This window comes from Pseudomonas sp. GW821-FHT04D07 (genome assembly GCF_059420225.1).
The window spans coordinates 446,918-462,066 of sequence record NZ_JBWKTH010000001.1 but is presented as its reverse complement, the minus strand read 5'-3'; the positions used below and the strand labels follow the sequence as shown (position 1 = coordinate 462,066).

The window sequence follows — 15,149 nt, the reverse complement described above, 5'->3', positions numbered from 1 at the left end:
GCCGGTCCCGGGCTCCTCAGCGAGCGTGTCCGCAGATGCCGAGGATCGCCCCGGCAATCTGCTCCAGCGGCAACTCCCGCTCGACCGCCCCCAGCTTGAACGCCTCCCGCGGCATGCCGTAAACCACACAAGACGCCTCATCCTGGCCGAGGGTCCTGGCGCCGGCCTCGCGCATTTCCTTCAACCCCCGGGCGCCGTCATCGCCCATCCCGGTCATGATGATGCCCAGGGCGTTGCTGCCGGCGCCACGCGCAACCGAACGGAATAGCACGTCGACCGAAGGCCGGTGCCGGCTGACAGGCGGACCTTCGACAATCTCCACCTGATACTGCGCACCACTGCGTTTGACCAGCATGTGATGGCCCCCCGGGGCGATCAACGCACGCCCCGGCATCACCCGGTCGCCGTGCCTGGCCTCACGGACTTCGATCGCGCAGACCTGGTTAAGGCGTTCGGCAAAAGCCTCGGTAAATTTTTCCGGCATGTGCTGGACGATGACAATCCCCGGGCAAACCCGCGGCAACACCCGCAGCACCTGCTCCAGGGCCTGGGTGCCACCGGTGGAAGTACCCATGGCCACGATGCTTTCGGTCGTGCGTAGCATGGCCGTGCTGCCCGCGGGCAGGATGGCGTCGGCCGTGAGCCTGGGTGGGACCTCGGGAGTCAGGACCCGCTTCATATTGGCCTTGGCCGCAGCCTTGACCGCGTGTATCAGTTCTTCGGCACTCTCGGTCAGGAACTGGCGCAGGTTGGACTGGGGTTTGCTGACGATACTCACCGCTCCCGCCGCCAGGGCCTGCAAGGTGGTCTTGGCGCCCTTCTCGGTCAGGGTCGAGCAGATCACCACCGGGGTCGGCCGTTCAGCCATGAGTTTTTTCAGGAAGGTAATACCATCCATGCGTGGCATCTCCACATCCAGCACAATCACGTCCGGCCATTGCTTGCTCATCTTTTCCATGGCGAAGAGCGGATCGGCCGCGACACCGATGACTTCGATCCCGCTGGCCTGGCCCAGGGTCGCGCTCAAGACCTGACGCACCACCGCCGAGTCGTCGACAATCAACACCTTGATATCCGTCATCTGGCGCGACTCCTCGGGGGCTCGGTCGGGCTTGGGGCCGAGTCGGTATGGTTGAGTTGCAGACGACCGCTGGCGACATCGAACACCAGGCTGCGATAACCCTGGCCACCCACGTGATACACCTCGCAGCGCAGGCCATGGGCCTGGATCAGACGCCGGGCGGCATTCACATTCAGCTCGCCGATGCCGACACCACCCTGCCGCCGGACACTGGGAAACATGTCGCCGCCGCCAAAGACACTGACGACGAACTGCTCGGGCCGCGCCTCGGCCTGGCGAATGAAGGTGAACAGCAACGCCAGCGCGTCGCTCGCGTAACGACCGTTGAGGTCGCCCGAGCCCCGTCCATGGCGCAGGGGCAACATGTAATGACACATCCCTCCCAGTAACCGCTGCGGATGCCACAGCACCAGGGCTACGCAGGACCCCAACAAGGTCCGCAAGCGCAGTTGCCGTCCGCCGAACACCACTTCGCCGGGTTGCAGGAAATGCTCCACCACCTCAGGCGCTTCACGCTGCGGGCTTGCGGTAGACGGAGGGTTTGACCAACTGCACATCATCGGTAATTCCATTCAGGCTCTCCGAATGGCTAATGACGAAGTAACCACCGGGTTTGAGGTGCTTGAGCAGACGCTGCACCACCTGAGACTTGGTCTGGTTGTCGAAATAGATCATCACGTTGCGCAGGAAAATCACATCGAACTGACCCACCGCGGGTATCGGGTTGTTCAGGTTGAGCGCGGTGAAATCGATGCGCGATGTCAGCGCCGGATCCACCATGAAAATGCCGGAGTTACTGCCGACACCTTTGAGGCAGTACTTGTTCAACAGCGCTTCGGGAATGCCCTTGATGGCATCCAGCGGGTAGCGCCCGGTGCGGGCCTTGTCGAGGACCCGGCTACTGATATCCGAAGCGAGGATCTCCCACGGCCGCGTGCCCAGGCTATCGGCCAGGACCATGGCCAGGGTGTAGGGCTCCTCGCCAGTCGAGCAGGCGCCACTCCAGACCCGCACCGGAGCCGGCCCCCGTAACTCGGGGAGAATGACCTCCTGGAGGAATTCGAAGTGCCTGGGCTCGCGGAAAAAATAGGTTTCGTTGGTGGTCAACAGGTCCACGGCCATCTGCAGTTCGGCCTTGTCTTTCATCAGCAGGCGATAATAGCCACCATAGGTGGTCAGCTTGAAAAACTGCAGGCGCTTGGCCAGACGGCCACTGATCAACTGTTTCTTCGCATCGGACATGCTGATGCCCGCGATCTCGCGGATCATCGAGCGAAACTGCTGGAACTCATTGTCTGAGAGAATCACATTCATGACGCCAGTCCTTGTGCCAGCGCACCCTGGGGTTGCAACACCGACCAGTCGTCCGCGCTGAGAATCTGCTCGATGTCCAGTAACAGGACGAAGCCACTACTGAGCTTGCCAATGCCCAGGACAAAGGCCGGGCTCAGGCGCCCATTGAGCGCTGGCGCGGGTTCGATCTGGTCCCGGGCGATCTCCAGCACCTCGCTGACCGCGTCGACAATGATGCCCACCAGACCGGAGCTGCCCGCTCCACGGGTTTCCAACATGACGATGCAGGTGCGTGCACTCTGCTGCGTCAGGCTGCCACCGAAACGCAGCCCCAGGTCCAGCACCGGAATCGCCGCGCCACGCAGGTTGGTCACCCCGCGAATGCTCGGCGGTGCCAGCGGCAGCGCGGTAATCGGCCCGTACTCGACGATCTCGCGGACACTCAAGGTGCCAACGGCAAACATCTCCTGGCCCAGGCTGAACGTCAGGTACTGGGTCGGCACCGCATCCCGTGGGGGCCGCAGCGGCGAATTGGATTCAGACATGGCTCACTCCCGGGGGCCGGCCGTGAACGGCCGGTCCCTTCTCAAGATTGGACAGAGGCACCCGCTTGCCCGGCGCCCGATCGACAGCACTCAGTGCAGTTGGCCGGCGATTTCGCTGACGCAGAGCACCTGGTCGACTTGCAGCAAGGTCAGGAACTCACCCCGGACCCGGACCATGCCGCGGATGAAATCCCCACGGATCCGGTTGCCGATCACCGGGGCCGGCTTGATGTCGCCCAGGTCGATCTCGATCACCTCGCTGACCGAGTCGACGACGATGCCCAGCACCTGCGCGTCGCCCTCCTGGTACACCTCGAGGATCACGATGCAGGTACGACTGCCCTGTTGCGTGGTGCCTTTGCTGAAACGCGCCTGCAGATCGATCACCGGTACCACAGAGCCTCGCAGGTTGATCACCCCACGGATAAAGTCCGGCATCATCGGCACCTGGGTGACCTGGCCGTACTCGATGATCTCGCGCACGCACAAGGTATCGATGGCGTAGGCCTCCCTGGCCGAGGTGAATGTCAGGAACTGCGCGGGCTCGCTCGCTCCCGGGTTCTGCGCCTCCGGTTCGAGGACGCTGGCGGCGACTGGGTTCATGGCTTAACTCCCGAAGCGAATGAAACCGCCCTCATGGGCATGCTCGCGGTCCTGCATGCCCCGCTGGCTGGAAGGGGCCACTCGCAGCGCCGGGGCGACCGTCGCACCGCCCTGCAGGGTGAAAAAGCCCATCAGTTCCTGCAACTGCTCGGCCTGGCTGCTCATTTCCTCGGCCGTGGCCGCCAGTTCCTCGGAGGCCGAGGCATTCTGCTGGGTAATCTGGCTCATCTGCGACATGGCCCCATTGATCTGTTCGGAGCCAATCGACTGCTCCTCGGAAGCGGCGGCAATTTCCTGGACCAGGTCGGAGGTCTTGGTGATCGAGGGCACGATTTCATCCAGCAGGCTGCCCGCGCGCTCGGCCAGGGCCACGCTGTTTTTCGCCACCTGGCCGATCTCCTGGGCCGCGATCTGACTCCGTTCGGCCAGCTTGCGCACCTCGGCCGCGACCACGGCAAAGCCCTTGCCATGCTCACCGGCGCGGGCCGCTTCAATCGCCGCGTTGAGCGCCAGCAGGTTGGTCTGATAAGCAATCGAGTCAACGATGCCGATCTTCTCGGCAATGGTTTTCATCGCCGAGACAGTGTCTTTCACCGCCTGCCCTCCTTCGCTGGCTTCCTTGGTGGCCTTGCCCGCCATGCCGTCGGTGACTTTGGCGTTCTCGGTGTTCTGGGCAATCGAAGCCGACATCTGCTCCAGCGACGCCGAGGTTTCCTCGACCGAAGCCGCTTGCATCGACGCCGACTGGCTGATGCTTTGCGCGGTGGCGGAAATCTCTTCCGAAGCACTGGACAGCGAATCGGCGGAACTGCGCACTTCACCGATGATTTGCGAGAGCTTGCCGACCGTCTCGTTGACCGAGTTTTTCAGGTCTTGCAGGCTGCCCTGATAATGCCCCTTGACGCTGCGGGTCAGATCGCCGCCGGACAGCGCCGCCATGACTTCCATCGCCTCGCTGAGCGGGGCGACGATCGAGTCCAGAGTGCTGTTGACGCCCTCGACGATGCGGCGGAAGTCGCCCTGGTGCCGAGCGCTGTCGGCGCGGGTGTCGAGTTTGCCGACCACGGCATCCTCGCTCAACCGGCGAGTGTCTTCGACCAGCGCCTGGATATTGCTGCGCAACTGCTCGATGTGCTCGTTGATAAAGGCTTTCTTGCCGGGGAAACGGGCCAGGGGCGCCGACAGATCGCCCTCGCCGAACGCGCGGATACAGGCCATGGCTTGTTTCTTCACGCTGATGTGGCCGTTGACCATATCGTTGATGCCCTGGGCGATCTGACGGTAGGAACCCTGGAATTTCTGCGCATCGATCTGCACATCGATGTCGCCTTTCTCATGCTCGTCCGACATCCGGCGCATCTCTTCGATCAAGGTCATGATCGTGCTGCGCAGGTGTTCGATGGTGACATTGATAAAGGCTTTCTTGCCGGGGAAAGCCTGGAGCGGCGCGCCCAGATCGCCCTCGCTGATCGACTTGATGCAGGCCATGGCTTGTTTCTTCACGCTGATATGGCCGTTGACCATAGTGTTGATCCCCTGGGCCATCAGTCCGTAGCTTCCGGCGAAACGGCCGGCCTCGATCTGCACCTCAATGTCGCCTTTATCGTGCTCGGCGGACATGTGGTTCATTTCCGTGATCAGCTGGTTCAGGGTGCCGCTCAGTTGCTGCATGGAACCCAGCAAGCCCGAAGCGGTTGCAGCATTGCCACTGGTCATGGCTTCCAATTGACCGGTGACCAGGCGATCGGTCAGAACCCGGACTTCATCCGGCTCCCCCCCCAGGGTGCGCAACAAGCCTCGAGCCAGGAAAACGCCCAGCAGGATGGTGACCAGCAGGGTGACGCCCCCCACCAGGACCACGGTATAGAACGCGGTCTGCTCCGTGGCGGTCGCGGCCTGGGCCGCCTTGCTGCCCAGCTCCAGGTTGTACTGGCGCATATCGCTCAAGGCCGCGGTGACTTTATCCAGAGCCGCTTCGCTGTCGAGCAACAGGCCGCGCGCCGCTGCCTGATCACCCCCTTTGAGCAGGCTGTCGAAACGTTCCAGGCCATGGTTATAGCCATCGATGCGACTGCGCAGGCTATTGAGCAACGCCGTGTCATGATCGTCGGAAATCAACTCTTTCTGATAGCGATCCAGTGCCTGGGTCACCGACGCCTGAGCCTTGTCGAGCGGCGAAGAGCGGCTGTCGAGCGGCGCGGAAAGACTCTGCCACTGATGAACGTGGCTATCGGCCAGGGTCTCGGCCACCTGGTCCAGCAAGACCACACTGGGAACCGTATTGACTTGGGCATAGCTGGCCATGGTTCTGACCCCGCCCATCAGGTAGAGGCTGACGGCCCCCAGGATCAGGATGCCCAGCAGGGCGGACGCGACCAACAGCGAGATATTCTTTTTGACGGTCATGAGGCTGCACTCCAGGGTGAAGGCTATTGAGTCAGTTCAGGGCTGAGGGTCGTGCCGTGCTTCTGCTGGCTGGCGACTTGCCCAAGTAAGTTGGGAATATCCAGGATCAGCGCCACCGCGCCGCTCCCTAAAATGGTGAAACCGCCCAATCCATGGGCCCTGCCGAACAGCTTGCCCAGCGGCTTGATCACGGTCTGGAATTCACCCAACAGTTGATCAACCACAAGCCCCACCCGAACGCCGGCGTAATGCACTACCACAATGTTTTCACGGCCATGGTGCGGCTCGTTGATGGCAAACATCTCCCGTAGCCGCAGGACCGGCAGCACCGAGCCGCGCAGGTCCAGATAGTCTTGGTTGTTGCGATCATCGGCGCTCAGCTCGATACACTCCTCGACCATGTCCAGGGGCACCACATAAGAGGCCTTGCCGACCCCGATGAGAAAGCCATCGATGATCGCCAGGGTCAGTGGCAGACGGATGCGCACCGTGGTGCCGACGCCCTCCTCGCTTTCCAGATTGACGCTGCCGCGCAGCGCAAGGATGTTTCGCTTCACCACATCCATGCCCACGCCGCGTCCGGAGAGGCTGCTGACCTGCTCGGCGGTGGAAAAACCCGGCTCGAAAATCAGGTTGAGAATGTCCTTGTCCGCCAGCACCTGCCCTTCGGCCAGCAGCCCCCGCTCCCGGGCCTTGGCCAGAATCCGTTGTTTGTTCAGGCCACCACCGTCGTCGGAGACTTCGATGACAATGCTGCTGGCCTCGTGATAGGCGTTGAGGCGAACGCAGCCCTGCGCCGGTTTGCCCCGCTCGCGGCGCAGTTGCAGGGCTTCGATGCCGTGATCCATGGCGTTGCGCACCAGGTGGGTCAGGGGGTCGCCAATGCGCTCGACCACGGTCTTGTCCAGTTCGGTTTCCGCACCGTTGACCTCCAGGACAATGTCCTTGCCCAGTTCCTTGGAGACATCGCGGACCACCCGCTGGAAGCGGTTGAAAGTGGCGCCGATCTGCACCATGCGCAGGGTCAGGGCACTGTCGCGCACCTCCTCGACCAGACGCGACAGGGAACTGGCGGCCTCGATCATCTCGCCGATACCGCTACGCACCGCCACCAGGTTGGCACCGGCGCCGGCGATAATCAGTTCGCCCACCAGATTGATCAGTTGATCCAGCTTGCCGGCATCGACGCGAATCAGGTTGCCCTCGACCGCGCGCGCCTCCCTCGGAGCCTTGGCACGGGACTGCCCGTCAGCTTGAGGTAGCGGTGGGTCCAGCACGGCTTCGGGAGCCGCTGCTTGAGTCGCCTGCAGCCAGTCCTCCCGGGTCAGCGAGCCACAAGCGATGAACGCCTCCAGCAAAACCTCCGGGTCGCTGCCCAGGCGGCCGATCAGCGCCTGGAAGTCCGCGACTTGGCGTGTGGGCGGCAGCACGCAGATCTGGCTGTCTTCACGAACGAAGTCGAAGGCGCTTTCGATAGTCGCCTGATCGGCCTCACTGACAAACCCCAACTCGAACCCCAGGTAGCAGCTTTCCGGGTCCATGGCCGCGACCTCGGGCAGGCGGTCGGTCATGCAGACGACCCCGGTGATCTGCCCGAAACTCTTGAGGTAACGCAGAAAGGACAAGGGATCCATGCCATTGCGCAGCACATCGGCGCCGAAACGCAGCGACAGGTGCCAATGACGAAATCCATCCGCCGAATCGCTCGCCGGCGTGTCCACGGGCGCCGCTTGTTCCGGCGCCAGCGACGGCTGTAGGTAACGATTGAGCCGGGCAACCAACGCGCTGCCCTGCCGCTCGTGGTCGGCGGTGAGACCTTGCAGGTCGCCATGGCTGGCGAGCAGGTCGATGAGTTCGCCCAGGTGGTCGCGAACCTGCAGGAACAACGCACTGAGTGCTTCGTCGACCCGTAGCTCATTGCCGCGGACCCGGTCCAGCACGCTTTCCGCCACATGGGTGAAGGCGACGATGGGGGTCAGGCCAAACAGGCCGGCAGAGCCCTTGATGGTGTGGGCCACGCGAAACAACGCATTAATGGTGTCAACGTCATCGGGGACCTGCTCGATCTGCAGCAGTGCATCCTCCATCAGCAACAACAGCTCCTGGCTTTCGGCGATAAAGGTCTGCAGCACATCGTCCAGGTTCATCGGCGAGGTCATGGCGTCAGCCTCTCTGCGCATGAGCGGCAAGCGGCTCAGCGAAATAGTGGTGCAAGCCGCTCAAGTCGAAGGCCTGGAGTACCGCGGCGCTGTGATTGCTCAGGATCAGGGTGCTGCCCTGACGGATCGACTCCTGCTTGGCCAGCACCAGCAACTGCAGGCCGGCGGTGTCCAGTTCGTCGACACTGCCCAGGTCCATCTCCACCTCTTGCGCCAGGGGAAACAGTTCCAGCAACAGGTCCCGGCGCTCGGTCGCGGTGTAGATGGTCAGCGGTCCCTCAAGAACCAGGATCCGGCGCAGGCAAGGCATGGTGTGTGGCATGACAATCTCCTTTCCAGGGCGTCCCGGACGGCTACGGCATGATCAATTTGGACACGGCACTGAGCATCTGGGCCGGCTGGAAGGGCTTGACCATCCAGGCCTTCGCGCCAATGGCCTGGCCCTGCTGTTTCATCGATTCCGAAGCTTCGGTGGTCAACATGATTACCGGCGTGAACTTGTAGGCCGGCAGCTGCTTGGCGGCCTTGACGAAGCTGAGGCCGTCCATGTTCGGCATATTCACGTCGCTGACGATCAGGTGGATCTTGCGACCGTCAAGCTTGCTCAGCGCATCTCTGCCGTCACAGCCCTCGATCACGTCGTAACCGGCGCCCTTGAGGGTGATGCTGACCACCTGGCGAATGGAGGCGGAGTCATCGACGATCAGAATGGTTTTGTTCATGGGGGATACTCCCTAGAAAAAGGTGATGTCGGATGAAGCATTGCCAGCCAGGGACTTGCCGTGATGAATCGCGTGCTGCTCTGGCATGGTGTAGGTACTGGCCAGTTGCTCGAGCCAGTCATGGGCGCCGATTGGCGGCGGCGTGACGCCGGCCTGGCTGAGTTGTTGACGTTGGTTCATCTGCTCATGCAGCTTGCCGAGGTCGTTGTTGACCAGGTTGAGCATCTGGCTGACCCGATCCTGAAACTGCAGCGCCACCAGCACATCGGCAATCTCGCTCGCCACGTTTTCGCTCTGCTGCTGCAGGGAGCTGCTGGTGTCGACGATGGCCTGGGCGTTGTACCGGAAATGCTCGATGACCTGGGACACCAGTTGTTCGGAATGGGCCAGGGTTTGCGAGTCCTGCTGCGCCTGATGCCGGGACAGCTCGACCGTCCTGGCGATCGCCGCATTGACCGTGTTGACTGTTTCGCTGATTTTCAGACCGGTATCACCGGACAGGCTGGACAGCTTGCGCACTTCATCCGCCACCACCGCGAAACCGCGGCCGGCTTCACCGGCGCGGGCCGCCTCGATGGCCGCGTTAAGCGCCAGCAGATTGGTCTGCCGGGCGATATCACCGACAAATTTGGCCATCTCCTGCAACTGCGAGGTGAAGTCGGACAGCATCAATACTTCCTTGAGCTCCGACTCCTTGCGCAGGAGGGCGCCGCGCAACGCGACCATAATCGCGTCCAGGTCACGTTGACCGACCTCGAGGATCGCCACCAACCGGGTCCCGGAAGTCTGCCCGGCGTCCCTGGAAGCTGAAGCGCTGATGTCACCCGACAAGGTGGCGAAACGATTGCTGAGCTTGAGAATCGACTCTTCGCTGAGGCCACGGGCCGCGTCGATCTGACGGCACCAGATCGGCAGGACCTGGCTGCATACCTCGCCCAGTCCCTCATCCGGCGACACCGGCGCTGGCTTGCGCCATTGCTCAAGTTCCTGTTCCTGGTGGCGTTGCCCGGCGCTCAGGGCACGCAAGGCAAGCGTGCCCATCAACAGCGCGCCCAACAGCACGGCGACACAGCTGCCGATGGCCAGACCGCTCAGGCCCATGCCGAGCAGGATCGCCAGGCAACCGAGCGCACCGCTCAAGACCGCAGGTAGCAGAGTCAGATTCACAGGGGAAGATAGCGTCTGTCCTTTCACCTTCGTCTCTCCAGATCAGGGCGGGTCAGAAAACCGGAAGACCGGTCGCGCATCAGGTAAAAGCGCTGTGCCGGTATTTCTGGTGGCCTGGAGAAAGAGTGGCCCAGCGACATCAGCGCAACTATCGGAGCATCCCTATTTCAGGGTAGGGATGATGGGGAACGGGGTAGGAAAATCCCTAGCCCCGTTGAAACGGAGCAGGTTCGGGGTTCTGCCGATTCAAAACCTTTATTCAGGCATTCCCTGTCGACGGATGGTTTTCATTGTCGGCGTTTCGGAAACTGCCGGGGGTGACACCGACTACTTTCTTGAACGCCCGGCTCATATGGCTTTGATCGAAGAAACCGCAGGCCAATGACGCTTCGGCGAGGCTCGCCCCAGTGCGCAGCAGGCCCTGGACCCGGGCAATTCTTTTCTGGATCTGATAGCTGTGCGGGGAGACGCCAACGTGCTTCTTGAACACCCGGATCAGATAGAGCGGCTCAAGATTCACCCACCGGGCTAGTTCTTCCAGGGAGATCGGCTGGTCGAACTCGTCTTCGAGTTTCTGCTTGAGTCGTTTCACCGCGTGCTGCTCAGCCGCACCGACCGATGCACTGGCCGCGTCGCAACGCTCGAACAATTGAGCCAGCAAGTCCAACAGGATAGTTTCCCGCTCCAGGCCGGGAGGGGACTTTTCAATGATTTGATGTTGACGCAAAAAGGTTCGGGCAAAGTCCGAGGCCGGACCCAGGGCTGTTTGAAACAGGTGGATGTGATCGCTCGCATAACGCCCCTGGAACACCACCCGATTGAGCCATTGCGGGTCGATGTAGAGCATTCGGTACATCCAACCCTGGTCGTACCCTGGCAAACCGTCATGAATCTCGCCGGGGGTAATGGTGACCAGACTGCCGGCGCCCCCCAGGGAGTGGCTGCCACGGTAGAAAAGCTTTTCAACACCGCCACTGATCACGCCAAGGGCATATCGATCATGGGAATGCCGGCCGAAGGATTGAGTGCTGTAGCGTGCGGATAACAGCTCGCAACCACCTTCAGCGATGCGCCAGAACCGAACAAAGTCTTTGTCATCACCAGGGGCTTGGTGACACGGCGTTTCATGCATGGCCTGTCCAGTTTTGTACAAGACGGTGGAAAACCCGGCGGCCAAACTTAGCACCTCGTTCATCACACAAGCTAGAGGGAACAATGTCCATCAAACTGGTTATTGGCGACTTCAATAAATCGTCGTGGTCATTACGCGCATGGCTGGCTCTTGTGAAGGCCGATATTTCATTTGAAACCCTTCAGGTCAAATTGGAACAGAGCACGACCCGGCAACATATTCTTGAGTATTCGCCCTCCGGCAAGGTGCCGGTACTGCTGCTCGATGACCTCGCGATCAACGACAGCCTGGCCATCTGCGAATACATTGCCGAGACCTACCCTACTGCCCGGCTATGGCCCGAGGAACCTCGGCTCAAGACTTTGGCACGGGCCGCAGCGGCGGAAATGCACGCGGGCTTCAGCGACCTGCGCACTCAGATGTCGTTCGGCCTGAACACCGGCGATATCCCTGAAGAGCTGAGCGCTGATACCCGGGAGGATATCCAGCGGGTTTTCGCCATCTGGAACCATCTACGCGAGGTCAGTGGTTCAACACAATTCCTCTGTGGTGACTTCGGTATTGTCGATGCGATGTTTGCTCCGGTGGTCTTCCGTTTCCGCCGTTATGGGATTGCCGTGCCCACCACTTTGCAGGGCTATGTAGACAATGTATTGGCTTACCCGCCGATACAACAATGGCTGGCGTTGGCCGCAGAAGAAGCTGCCTACCCCTGATCGACGCTTATATCTTCACCAAGTTGATAACAGACAACGGACCAAACGGAAGTTCAAACAACCTCCCGCCCGACTCCAGCGACCCCAGCGACCCCAGGTCGATGCCCGTCAGGTCCAGTTGCCCTATCAGCTTGGCGACATCCGCCTTGGCATCGGCATCGTCACCGGCGAGAAAAAACACCCGCTGGCCATTAGGCACGTCCAGATTGGCCAGCACCTTTGCATCCAGGTGATTGAACGCCTTTACCACACGGGCACCGGGCACCAGTTCCGAAAACACCACGCTGGAGGATTTGCCACCGATATCCAGGGCCTTGATGCCCTCAGCGACTCCGGCCCCCGGCTATTGGCAATCAACGCGGGGATACCCTTCTTGGCCAGTGCCCGAGCAAATCCACCGCCCAAGTTGCCTGCTCCAATGATGCCTATGCTCATGCCAACACCTCACAAGTATGTTACCAACACAGTTACATTTATCAGTAAAAACTCACCACGCCAAAGGAATGGTGAATTTGCCCAGCCGTGCCACTTCCTCGGCGATGTCGGCAACGCTGACCTTCGCCAATTCCATCTCAAGCGCCTGACGCGCGCGATCCAATGAAGGTTGTATCGCCGCCAGGATATTTCCGCCAACCGCGCAGCTTTCGCAGGGAGGCGTGCGGTGCAAGGAAAAAAGCTCCGGAGCTTCTACCGCTCGATACACGTCCAGCAACTTGATCTGCGCCGCCGGCTTTGCCAGCAGCGCACCGCCGCCAGCGCCCAGTTGAGAGGTCGTAAGTTTTGCCGCGCTTAGACGCGAAAGCAGTCCACGGATCACCACAGCGCTGGTGTTGGCGCTATAGGCGAGGTCTTCAGAGCGCATAGGCCTGCCACCACTCACGGCAATGGCTGCAAGTGTGTGAATCGCGACGGCAAAGCGTGTGCTGGTAGGCATCGCGGACATCCAAACTGTGTGTAACCAACACTATTACATTTATATTTTTTGCCGTCAATTTCTAACTCAGCCTCAGCCGTCATCGGTTTTTCATTGCCAGCAAGACAACTCGCTTTCCCTTGACTGAAATTTCCTAGAAAATCCTGACCGCTTGCGCGTGCCTTCTCCGCTGGCTAGTCTCCTGTCTGGTAGGGGCAAGTCCAGCCTTTATGGTCTCATCTCCATCCTGTGGTTCTTGGTGCAACGAATTGGGCCAAGTAACCCGCGCATTTAATGCTCTCGGCTGAGGCCACTTTGCTAGATAGCGCTCGCTACCGAAGCCCAGGTGTCGCCCTGAAGGATCAGCTCGATCAGGGAAGAGTGGTTTCGCTCGCTGTATTCTCGAAGACAACAGGCACCGACTTGAGCGCTCCGTCCAGGTTGCGATAGCGGTGGTATCCATCGGAAGAAGGCAGCAGTTGTCCACGCTCGACGATGCGCTGGCCATCAAGTACGTAACGGATGGTCTCCTCGCGGCTGAAATGGCTATCGGTGACATTTAAATCCTGCGTCAACACACGCATGGCTTCGGCAATGCACACTTGCAGCTGCTCATTCACCCTGGCCTGATCCAGGTGCCCGTCATCCACGCACTGCTCGCCGCAACGACGGAATGGCTTGCCCAGGACCTCGATCCGCCGCTGATAGAGAACCGAACCCGCAATGTCCTGAACCTGTGTTCGGCTGACCAGGACAAAACGGCTGCGATCAGCGCTGAGCACCAGTTGCGCGGTAATCAGCAACCGTGCGCTGACCAGTCCTTGTGCTTGCCTGAGTCCGGCAGCCTGACTCGCTTCTCGATAACGTCGCTGCAGGACGTCTTGCAGGCCCTGGTCGTCAAGCAGCGCGGCCATGGGCCGAGCGTCATTCTGTGCGCTGGCCCTGGCATCGCGCTCGAGTGCACCGACACCGGTTCGGGTATTGATGGCGCTGGCCGCCAGCAGGCCTACCAGACCACCGGCATTGACCGCACTTCGCGTCAGGGTGTCGCTAGTTTGCATGGCGTTTTGCGCAGTCTTGGCGTCAATGACCATGCTCGCGGTGACAAAGCCCTCGGGCGGCAGCTGCACCTCCACACTCACACCGTGGGCATTGACGTAAGGCAGTGCGGATGGATCGTCGAAATCGGGTTCGGAAACTGAATGTTCGACACATCCCGTCAGCAGCACGCCGCCGGCCAACAGGAATGCGCAATACCAGATCTTCATTGTGCGAAAGGAGTAATCACCAGTTGGCGACTGCTGTCCACAGCTTGATAGAACGCGTTGGACAAGTTGCTGTAGTTCGGTTGGTCCCATTCGCCTTGAGCGGGGTGGACAACAGCGAAGGGTTTGTACCAGAGCAGGTGATTGTCATGCAGATCTACCACCGCGCCGATGCCGCCTACTTGCGGAGTGGGGACACTTGTGGGAACTATGCTGTAGTAACTGCGAAAGGCACCGCTTGCGGTGTAGGAAATAAGCAGCAAGCGATCCACGCCAAACTTTGCTTGAAGCGGGGTCAGGTCGCGTCTGAAAAAACCATCGTGAAACGCAGTCTCCTTATAGACCTTGAGGTCGACTACCTCGTCCACTTTCTTGGCTTTGTAGCCCTTGGCCAGCAGCTTGGCAACGATTTCGTCGGGAATGGTAGCGGCATCATTCAGTTTCCAGGTAGCAACCTGATCGCTGAGCTTGCTGTTGATGCCTTTGTTGATCGCCAGATCCAGCAGCCCTTGATTGCCTACCAGGGCCAGTTCCGAAGGTGGCAGGGTCGTCATAGCCACACCGATGCTCTGGCTCTTGTCGCCCCAGAACTGCTGGTCAAGCTCGATGGGCTTCTGGAGGGTGGAGGCGCAACCTATCAAGCCGAAGCAAACGAACAGCAAGGCAAGGGAACTCAGAGCGACGCGTAGCGACATTGGCAAATCCTTTTGAGGGTGAAGTTCGACTTTCTACAACGGCTGATCACACTCGCGAGAGCGAGAGTACGTAGCAATAGGCTCAGCGGCAGCGTCTTGTGGAGTGCTTACTCAAACAGCTCTCGCCGCGAGGCCCGCCAGCAACAGATGTCATAATGACATCATTGCAGCGGGGCATGCTAGATCGTTTGAAAAATGGCGTCAAGATTCCTGCGAAAGAAAACATCGCCCGCTAAAGGCTGAACGCGAAAACCGGGCCAACTGCTGACCGACCCTGCACAGACATCAAGGAAACATTCACGCAGACGAAAAAAAATCCGGAAACCCTCACTTTCGTGGGTTTTCCGGATTTTCTTCTACTGCAAATATGGTGGGTCGTGTGGGATTCGAACCTACGACCAATTGGTTAAAAGCCAACTGCTCTACCAACTGAGCTAACGACCCGCTGTGTG

At 60.4% G+C, this 15,149-nt stretch carries 14 protein-coding genes, 1 tRNA gene and 2 pseudogenes; 1 reads left to right on the top strand and 16 read right to left on the bottom strand.

Annotated elements, in window-relative coordinates:
- Positions 1-16: 16 nt before the first annotated feature.
- From AC07T0_RS02165 to AC07T0_RS02115, 11 genes and pseudogenes are all read right to left on the bottom strand, one after another.
- The gene (locus tag AC07T0_RS02165; RefSeq protein WP_494999643.1) at positions 17-1,081 is read right to left on the bottom strand and encodes a protein-glutamate methylesterase/protein-glutamine glutaminase; all 1,065 of its coding nucleotides are present in this window, start codon (positions 1,079-1,081) and stop codon (positions 17-19) included.
- Entirely contained in the window at positions 1,078-1,653 is a 576-nt protein-coding gene (locus tag AC07T0_RS02160; RefSeq protein ID WP_494999642.1) for a chemotaxis protein CheD, read from the bottom strand. Before AC07T0_RS02160 ends, AC07T0_RS02165 begins: the two co-directional genes overlap by 4 nt.
- Entirely contained in the window at positions 1,592-2,395 is an 804-nt protein-coding gene (locus AC07T0_RS02155; RefSeq protein ID WP_494999641.1) for a CheR family methyltransferase, read from the bottom strand. The genes AC07T0_RS02160 and AC07T0_RS02155 overlap by 62 nt, the downstream gene beginning before the upstream one ends.
- A complete protein-coding gene (locus tag AC07T0_RS02150; RefSeq protein ID WP_494999640.1) occupies positions 2,392-2,919 on the bottom strand; it encodes a chemotaxis protein CheW in 528 nt (175 codons plus the stop codon). Before AC07T0_RS02150 ends, AC07T0_RS02155 begins: the two co-directional genes overlap by 4 nt.
- A 90-nt stretch (positions 2,920-3,009) precedes the next feature.
- The gene (locus AC07T0_RS02145) at positions 3,010-3,522 is read right to left on the bottom strand and encodes a chemotaxis protein CheW (protein ID WP_494999639.1); all 513 of its coding nucleotides are present in this window, start codon (positions 3,520-3,522) and stop codon (positions 3,010-3,012) included.
- Between the two features lie 3 nt (positions 3,523-3,525).
- Entirely contained in the window at positions 3,526-5,928 is a 2,403-nt protein-coding gene (locus AC07T0_RS02140; protein WP_494999638.1) for a methyl-accepting chemotaxis protein, read from the bottom strand.
- 23 nt (positions 5,929-5,951) lie between these two features.
- Positions 5,952-8,087, bottom strand: a complete 2,136-nt coding sequence (locus AC07T0_RS02135; RefSeq protein WP_494999637.1) for a chemotaxis protein CheA — start codon at positions 8,085-8,087, stop codon at positions 5,952-5,954.
- 4 nt (positions 8,088-8,091) lie between these two features.
- Positions 8,092-8,409 carry an STAS domain-containing protein gene (locus AC07T0_RS02130; protein WP_494999636.1) on the bottom strand — a complete coding sequence of 106 codons (318 nt, stop codon included), beginning with the start codon at positions 8,407-8,409 and terminating at the stop codon, positions 8,092-8,094.
- Positions 8,410-8,440: 31 nt separating this feature from the next.
- On the bottom strand, positions 8,441-8,809 hold the full coding sequence (locus AC07T0_RS02125) for a response regulator (RefSeq protein ID WP_494999635.1): 369 nt from the start codon (positions 8,807-8,809) through the stop codon (positions 8,441-8,443).
- Positions 8,810-8,821: 12 nt separating this feature from the next.
- Positions 8,822-9,424 (bottom strand): annotated as a pseudogene (locus tag AC07T0_RS02120) (methyl-accepting chemotaxis protein); the annotation flags it as partial.
- An 811-nt stretch (positions 9,425-10,235) separates the two neighbouring features.
- On the bottom strand, positions 10,236-11,108 hold the full coding sequence (locus AC07T0_RS02115) for a helix-turn-helix domain-containing protein (RefSeq protein ID WP_494999634.1): 873 nt from the start codon (positions 11,106-11,108) through the stop codon (positions 10,236-10,238).
- Positions 11,109-11,191: 83 nt separating this feature from the next.
- Here AC07T0_RS02115 and AC07T0_RS02110 point away from each other — a divergent pair, with 83 nt between their 5' ends.
- On the top strand, positions 11,192-11,824 hold the full coding sequence (locus AC07T0_RS02110; RefSeq protein ID WP_494999633.1) for a glutathione S-transferase family protein: 633 nt from the start codon (positions 11,192-11,194) through the stop codon (positions 11,822-11,824).
- A 7-nt stretch (positions 11,825-11,831) separates the two neighbouring features.
- On the opposite strand, the pseudogene AC07T0_RS02105 reads toward AC07T0_RS02110, so the two are convergent.
- From AC07T0_RS02105 to AC07T0_RS02085, 5 genes and pseudogenes are all read right to left on the bottom strand, one after another.
- Positions 11,832-12,259 (bottom strand): annotated as a pseudogene (locus tag AC07T0_RS02105) (NAD(P)-binding domain-containing protein).
- 52 nt (positions 12,260-12,311) lie between these two features.
- Positions 12,312-12,758, bottom strand: coding sequence for an Rrf2 family transcriptional regulator (locus tag AC07T0_RS02100; protein WP_494999632.1), 447 nt, complete (start codon positions 12,756-12,758; stop codon positions 12,312-12,314).
- Positions 12,759-13,108: 350 nt separating this feature from the next.
- Positions 13,109-14,005 carry a hypothetical protein gene (locus AC07T0_RS02095; protein ID WP_494999631.1) on the bottom strand — a complete coding sequence of 299 codons (897 nt, stop codon included), beginning with the start codon at positions 14,003-14,005 and terminating at the stop codon, positions 13,109-13,111.
- Entirely contained in the window at positions 14,002-14,697 is a 696-nt protein-coding gene (locus AC07T0_RS02090; protein WP_494999630.1) for a hypothetical protein, read from the bottom strand. Before AC07T0_RS02090 ends, AC07T0_RS02095 begins: the two co-directional genes overlap by 4 nt.
- Positions 14,698-15,065: 368 nt before the next feature.
- Positions 15,066-15,141: transfer RNA gene (locus tag AC07T0_RS02085), tRNA-Lys, on the bottom strand.
- Positions 15,142-15,149 lie beyond the last annotated feature (8 nt).

What these genes read in the sequence shown, in the direction of transcription:
- AC07T0_RS02165 (WP_494999643.1), bottom strand. Translation starts at nt 1,081, where the DNA reads ATGACGGATATCAAGGTGTTGATTGTCGACGACTCGGCGGTGGTGCGT.
- AC07T0_RS02160 (WP_494999642.1), bottom strand. Translation starts at nt 1,653, where the DNA reads ATGGAATTACCGATGATGTGCAGTTGGTCAAACCCTCCGTCTACCGCA.
- AC07T0_RS02155 (WP_494999641.1), bottom strand. Translation starts at nt 2,395, where the DNA reads ATGAATGTGATTCTCTCAGACAATGAGTTCCAGCAGTTTCGCTCGATG.
- AC07T0_RS02150 (WP_494999640.1), bottom strand. Translation starts at nt 2,919, where the DNA reads ATGTCTGAATCCAATTCGCCGCTGCGGCCCCCACGGGATGCGGTGCCG.
- AC07T0_RS02145 (WP_494999639.1), bottom strand. Translation starts at nt 3,522, where the DNA reads ATGAACCCAGTCGCCGCCAGCGTCCTCGAACCGGAGGCGCAGAACCCG.
- AC07T0_RS02140 (WP_494999638.1), bottom strand. Translation starts at nt 5,928, where the DNA reads ATGACCGTCAAAAAGAATATCTCGCTGTTGGTCGCGTCCGCCCTGCTG.
- AC07T0_RS02135 (WP_494999637.1), bottom strand. Translation starts at nt 8,087, where the DNA reads ATGACCTCGCCGATGAACCTGGACGATGTGCTGCAGACCTTTATCGCC.
- AC07T0_RS02130 (WP_494999636.1), bottom strand. Translation starts at nt 8,409, where the DNA reads ATGCCACACACCATGCCTTGCCTGCGCCGGATCCTGGTTCTTGAGGGA.
- AC07T0_RS02125 (WP_494999635.1), bottom strand. Translation starts at nt 8,809, where the DNA reads ATGAACAAAACCATTCTGATCGTCGATGACTCCGCCTCCATTCGCCAG.
- AC07T0_RS02115 (WP_494999634.1), bottom strand. Translation starts at nt 11,108, where the DNA reads ATGCATGAAACGCCGTGTCACCAAGCCCCTGGTGATGACAAAGACTTT.
- AC07T0_RS02110 (WP_494999633.1), top strand. Translation starts at nt 11,192, where the DNA reads ATGTCCATCAAACTGGTTATTGGCGACTTCAATAAATCGTCGTGGTCA.
- AC07T0_RS02100 (WP_494999632.1), bottom strand. Translation starts at nt 12,758, where the DNA reads ATGCCTACCAGCACACGCTTTGCCGTCGCGATTCACACACTTGCAGCC.
- AC07T0_RS02095 (WP_494999631.1), bottom strand. Translation starts at nt 14,005, where the DNA reads ATGAAGATCTGGTATTGCGCATTCCTGTTGGCCGGCGGCGTGCTGCTG.
- AC07T0_RS02090 (WP_494999630.1), bottom strand. Translation starts at nt 14,697, where the DNA reads ATGTCGCTACGCGTCGCTCTGAGTTCCCTTGCCTTGCTGTTCGTTTGC.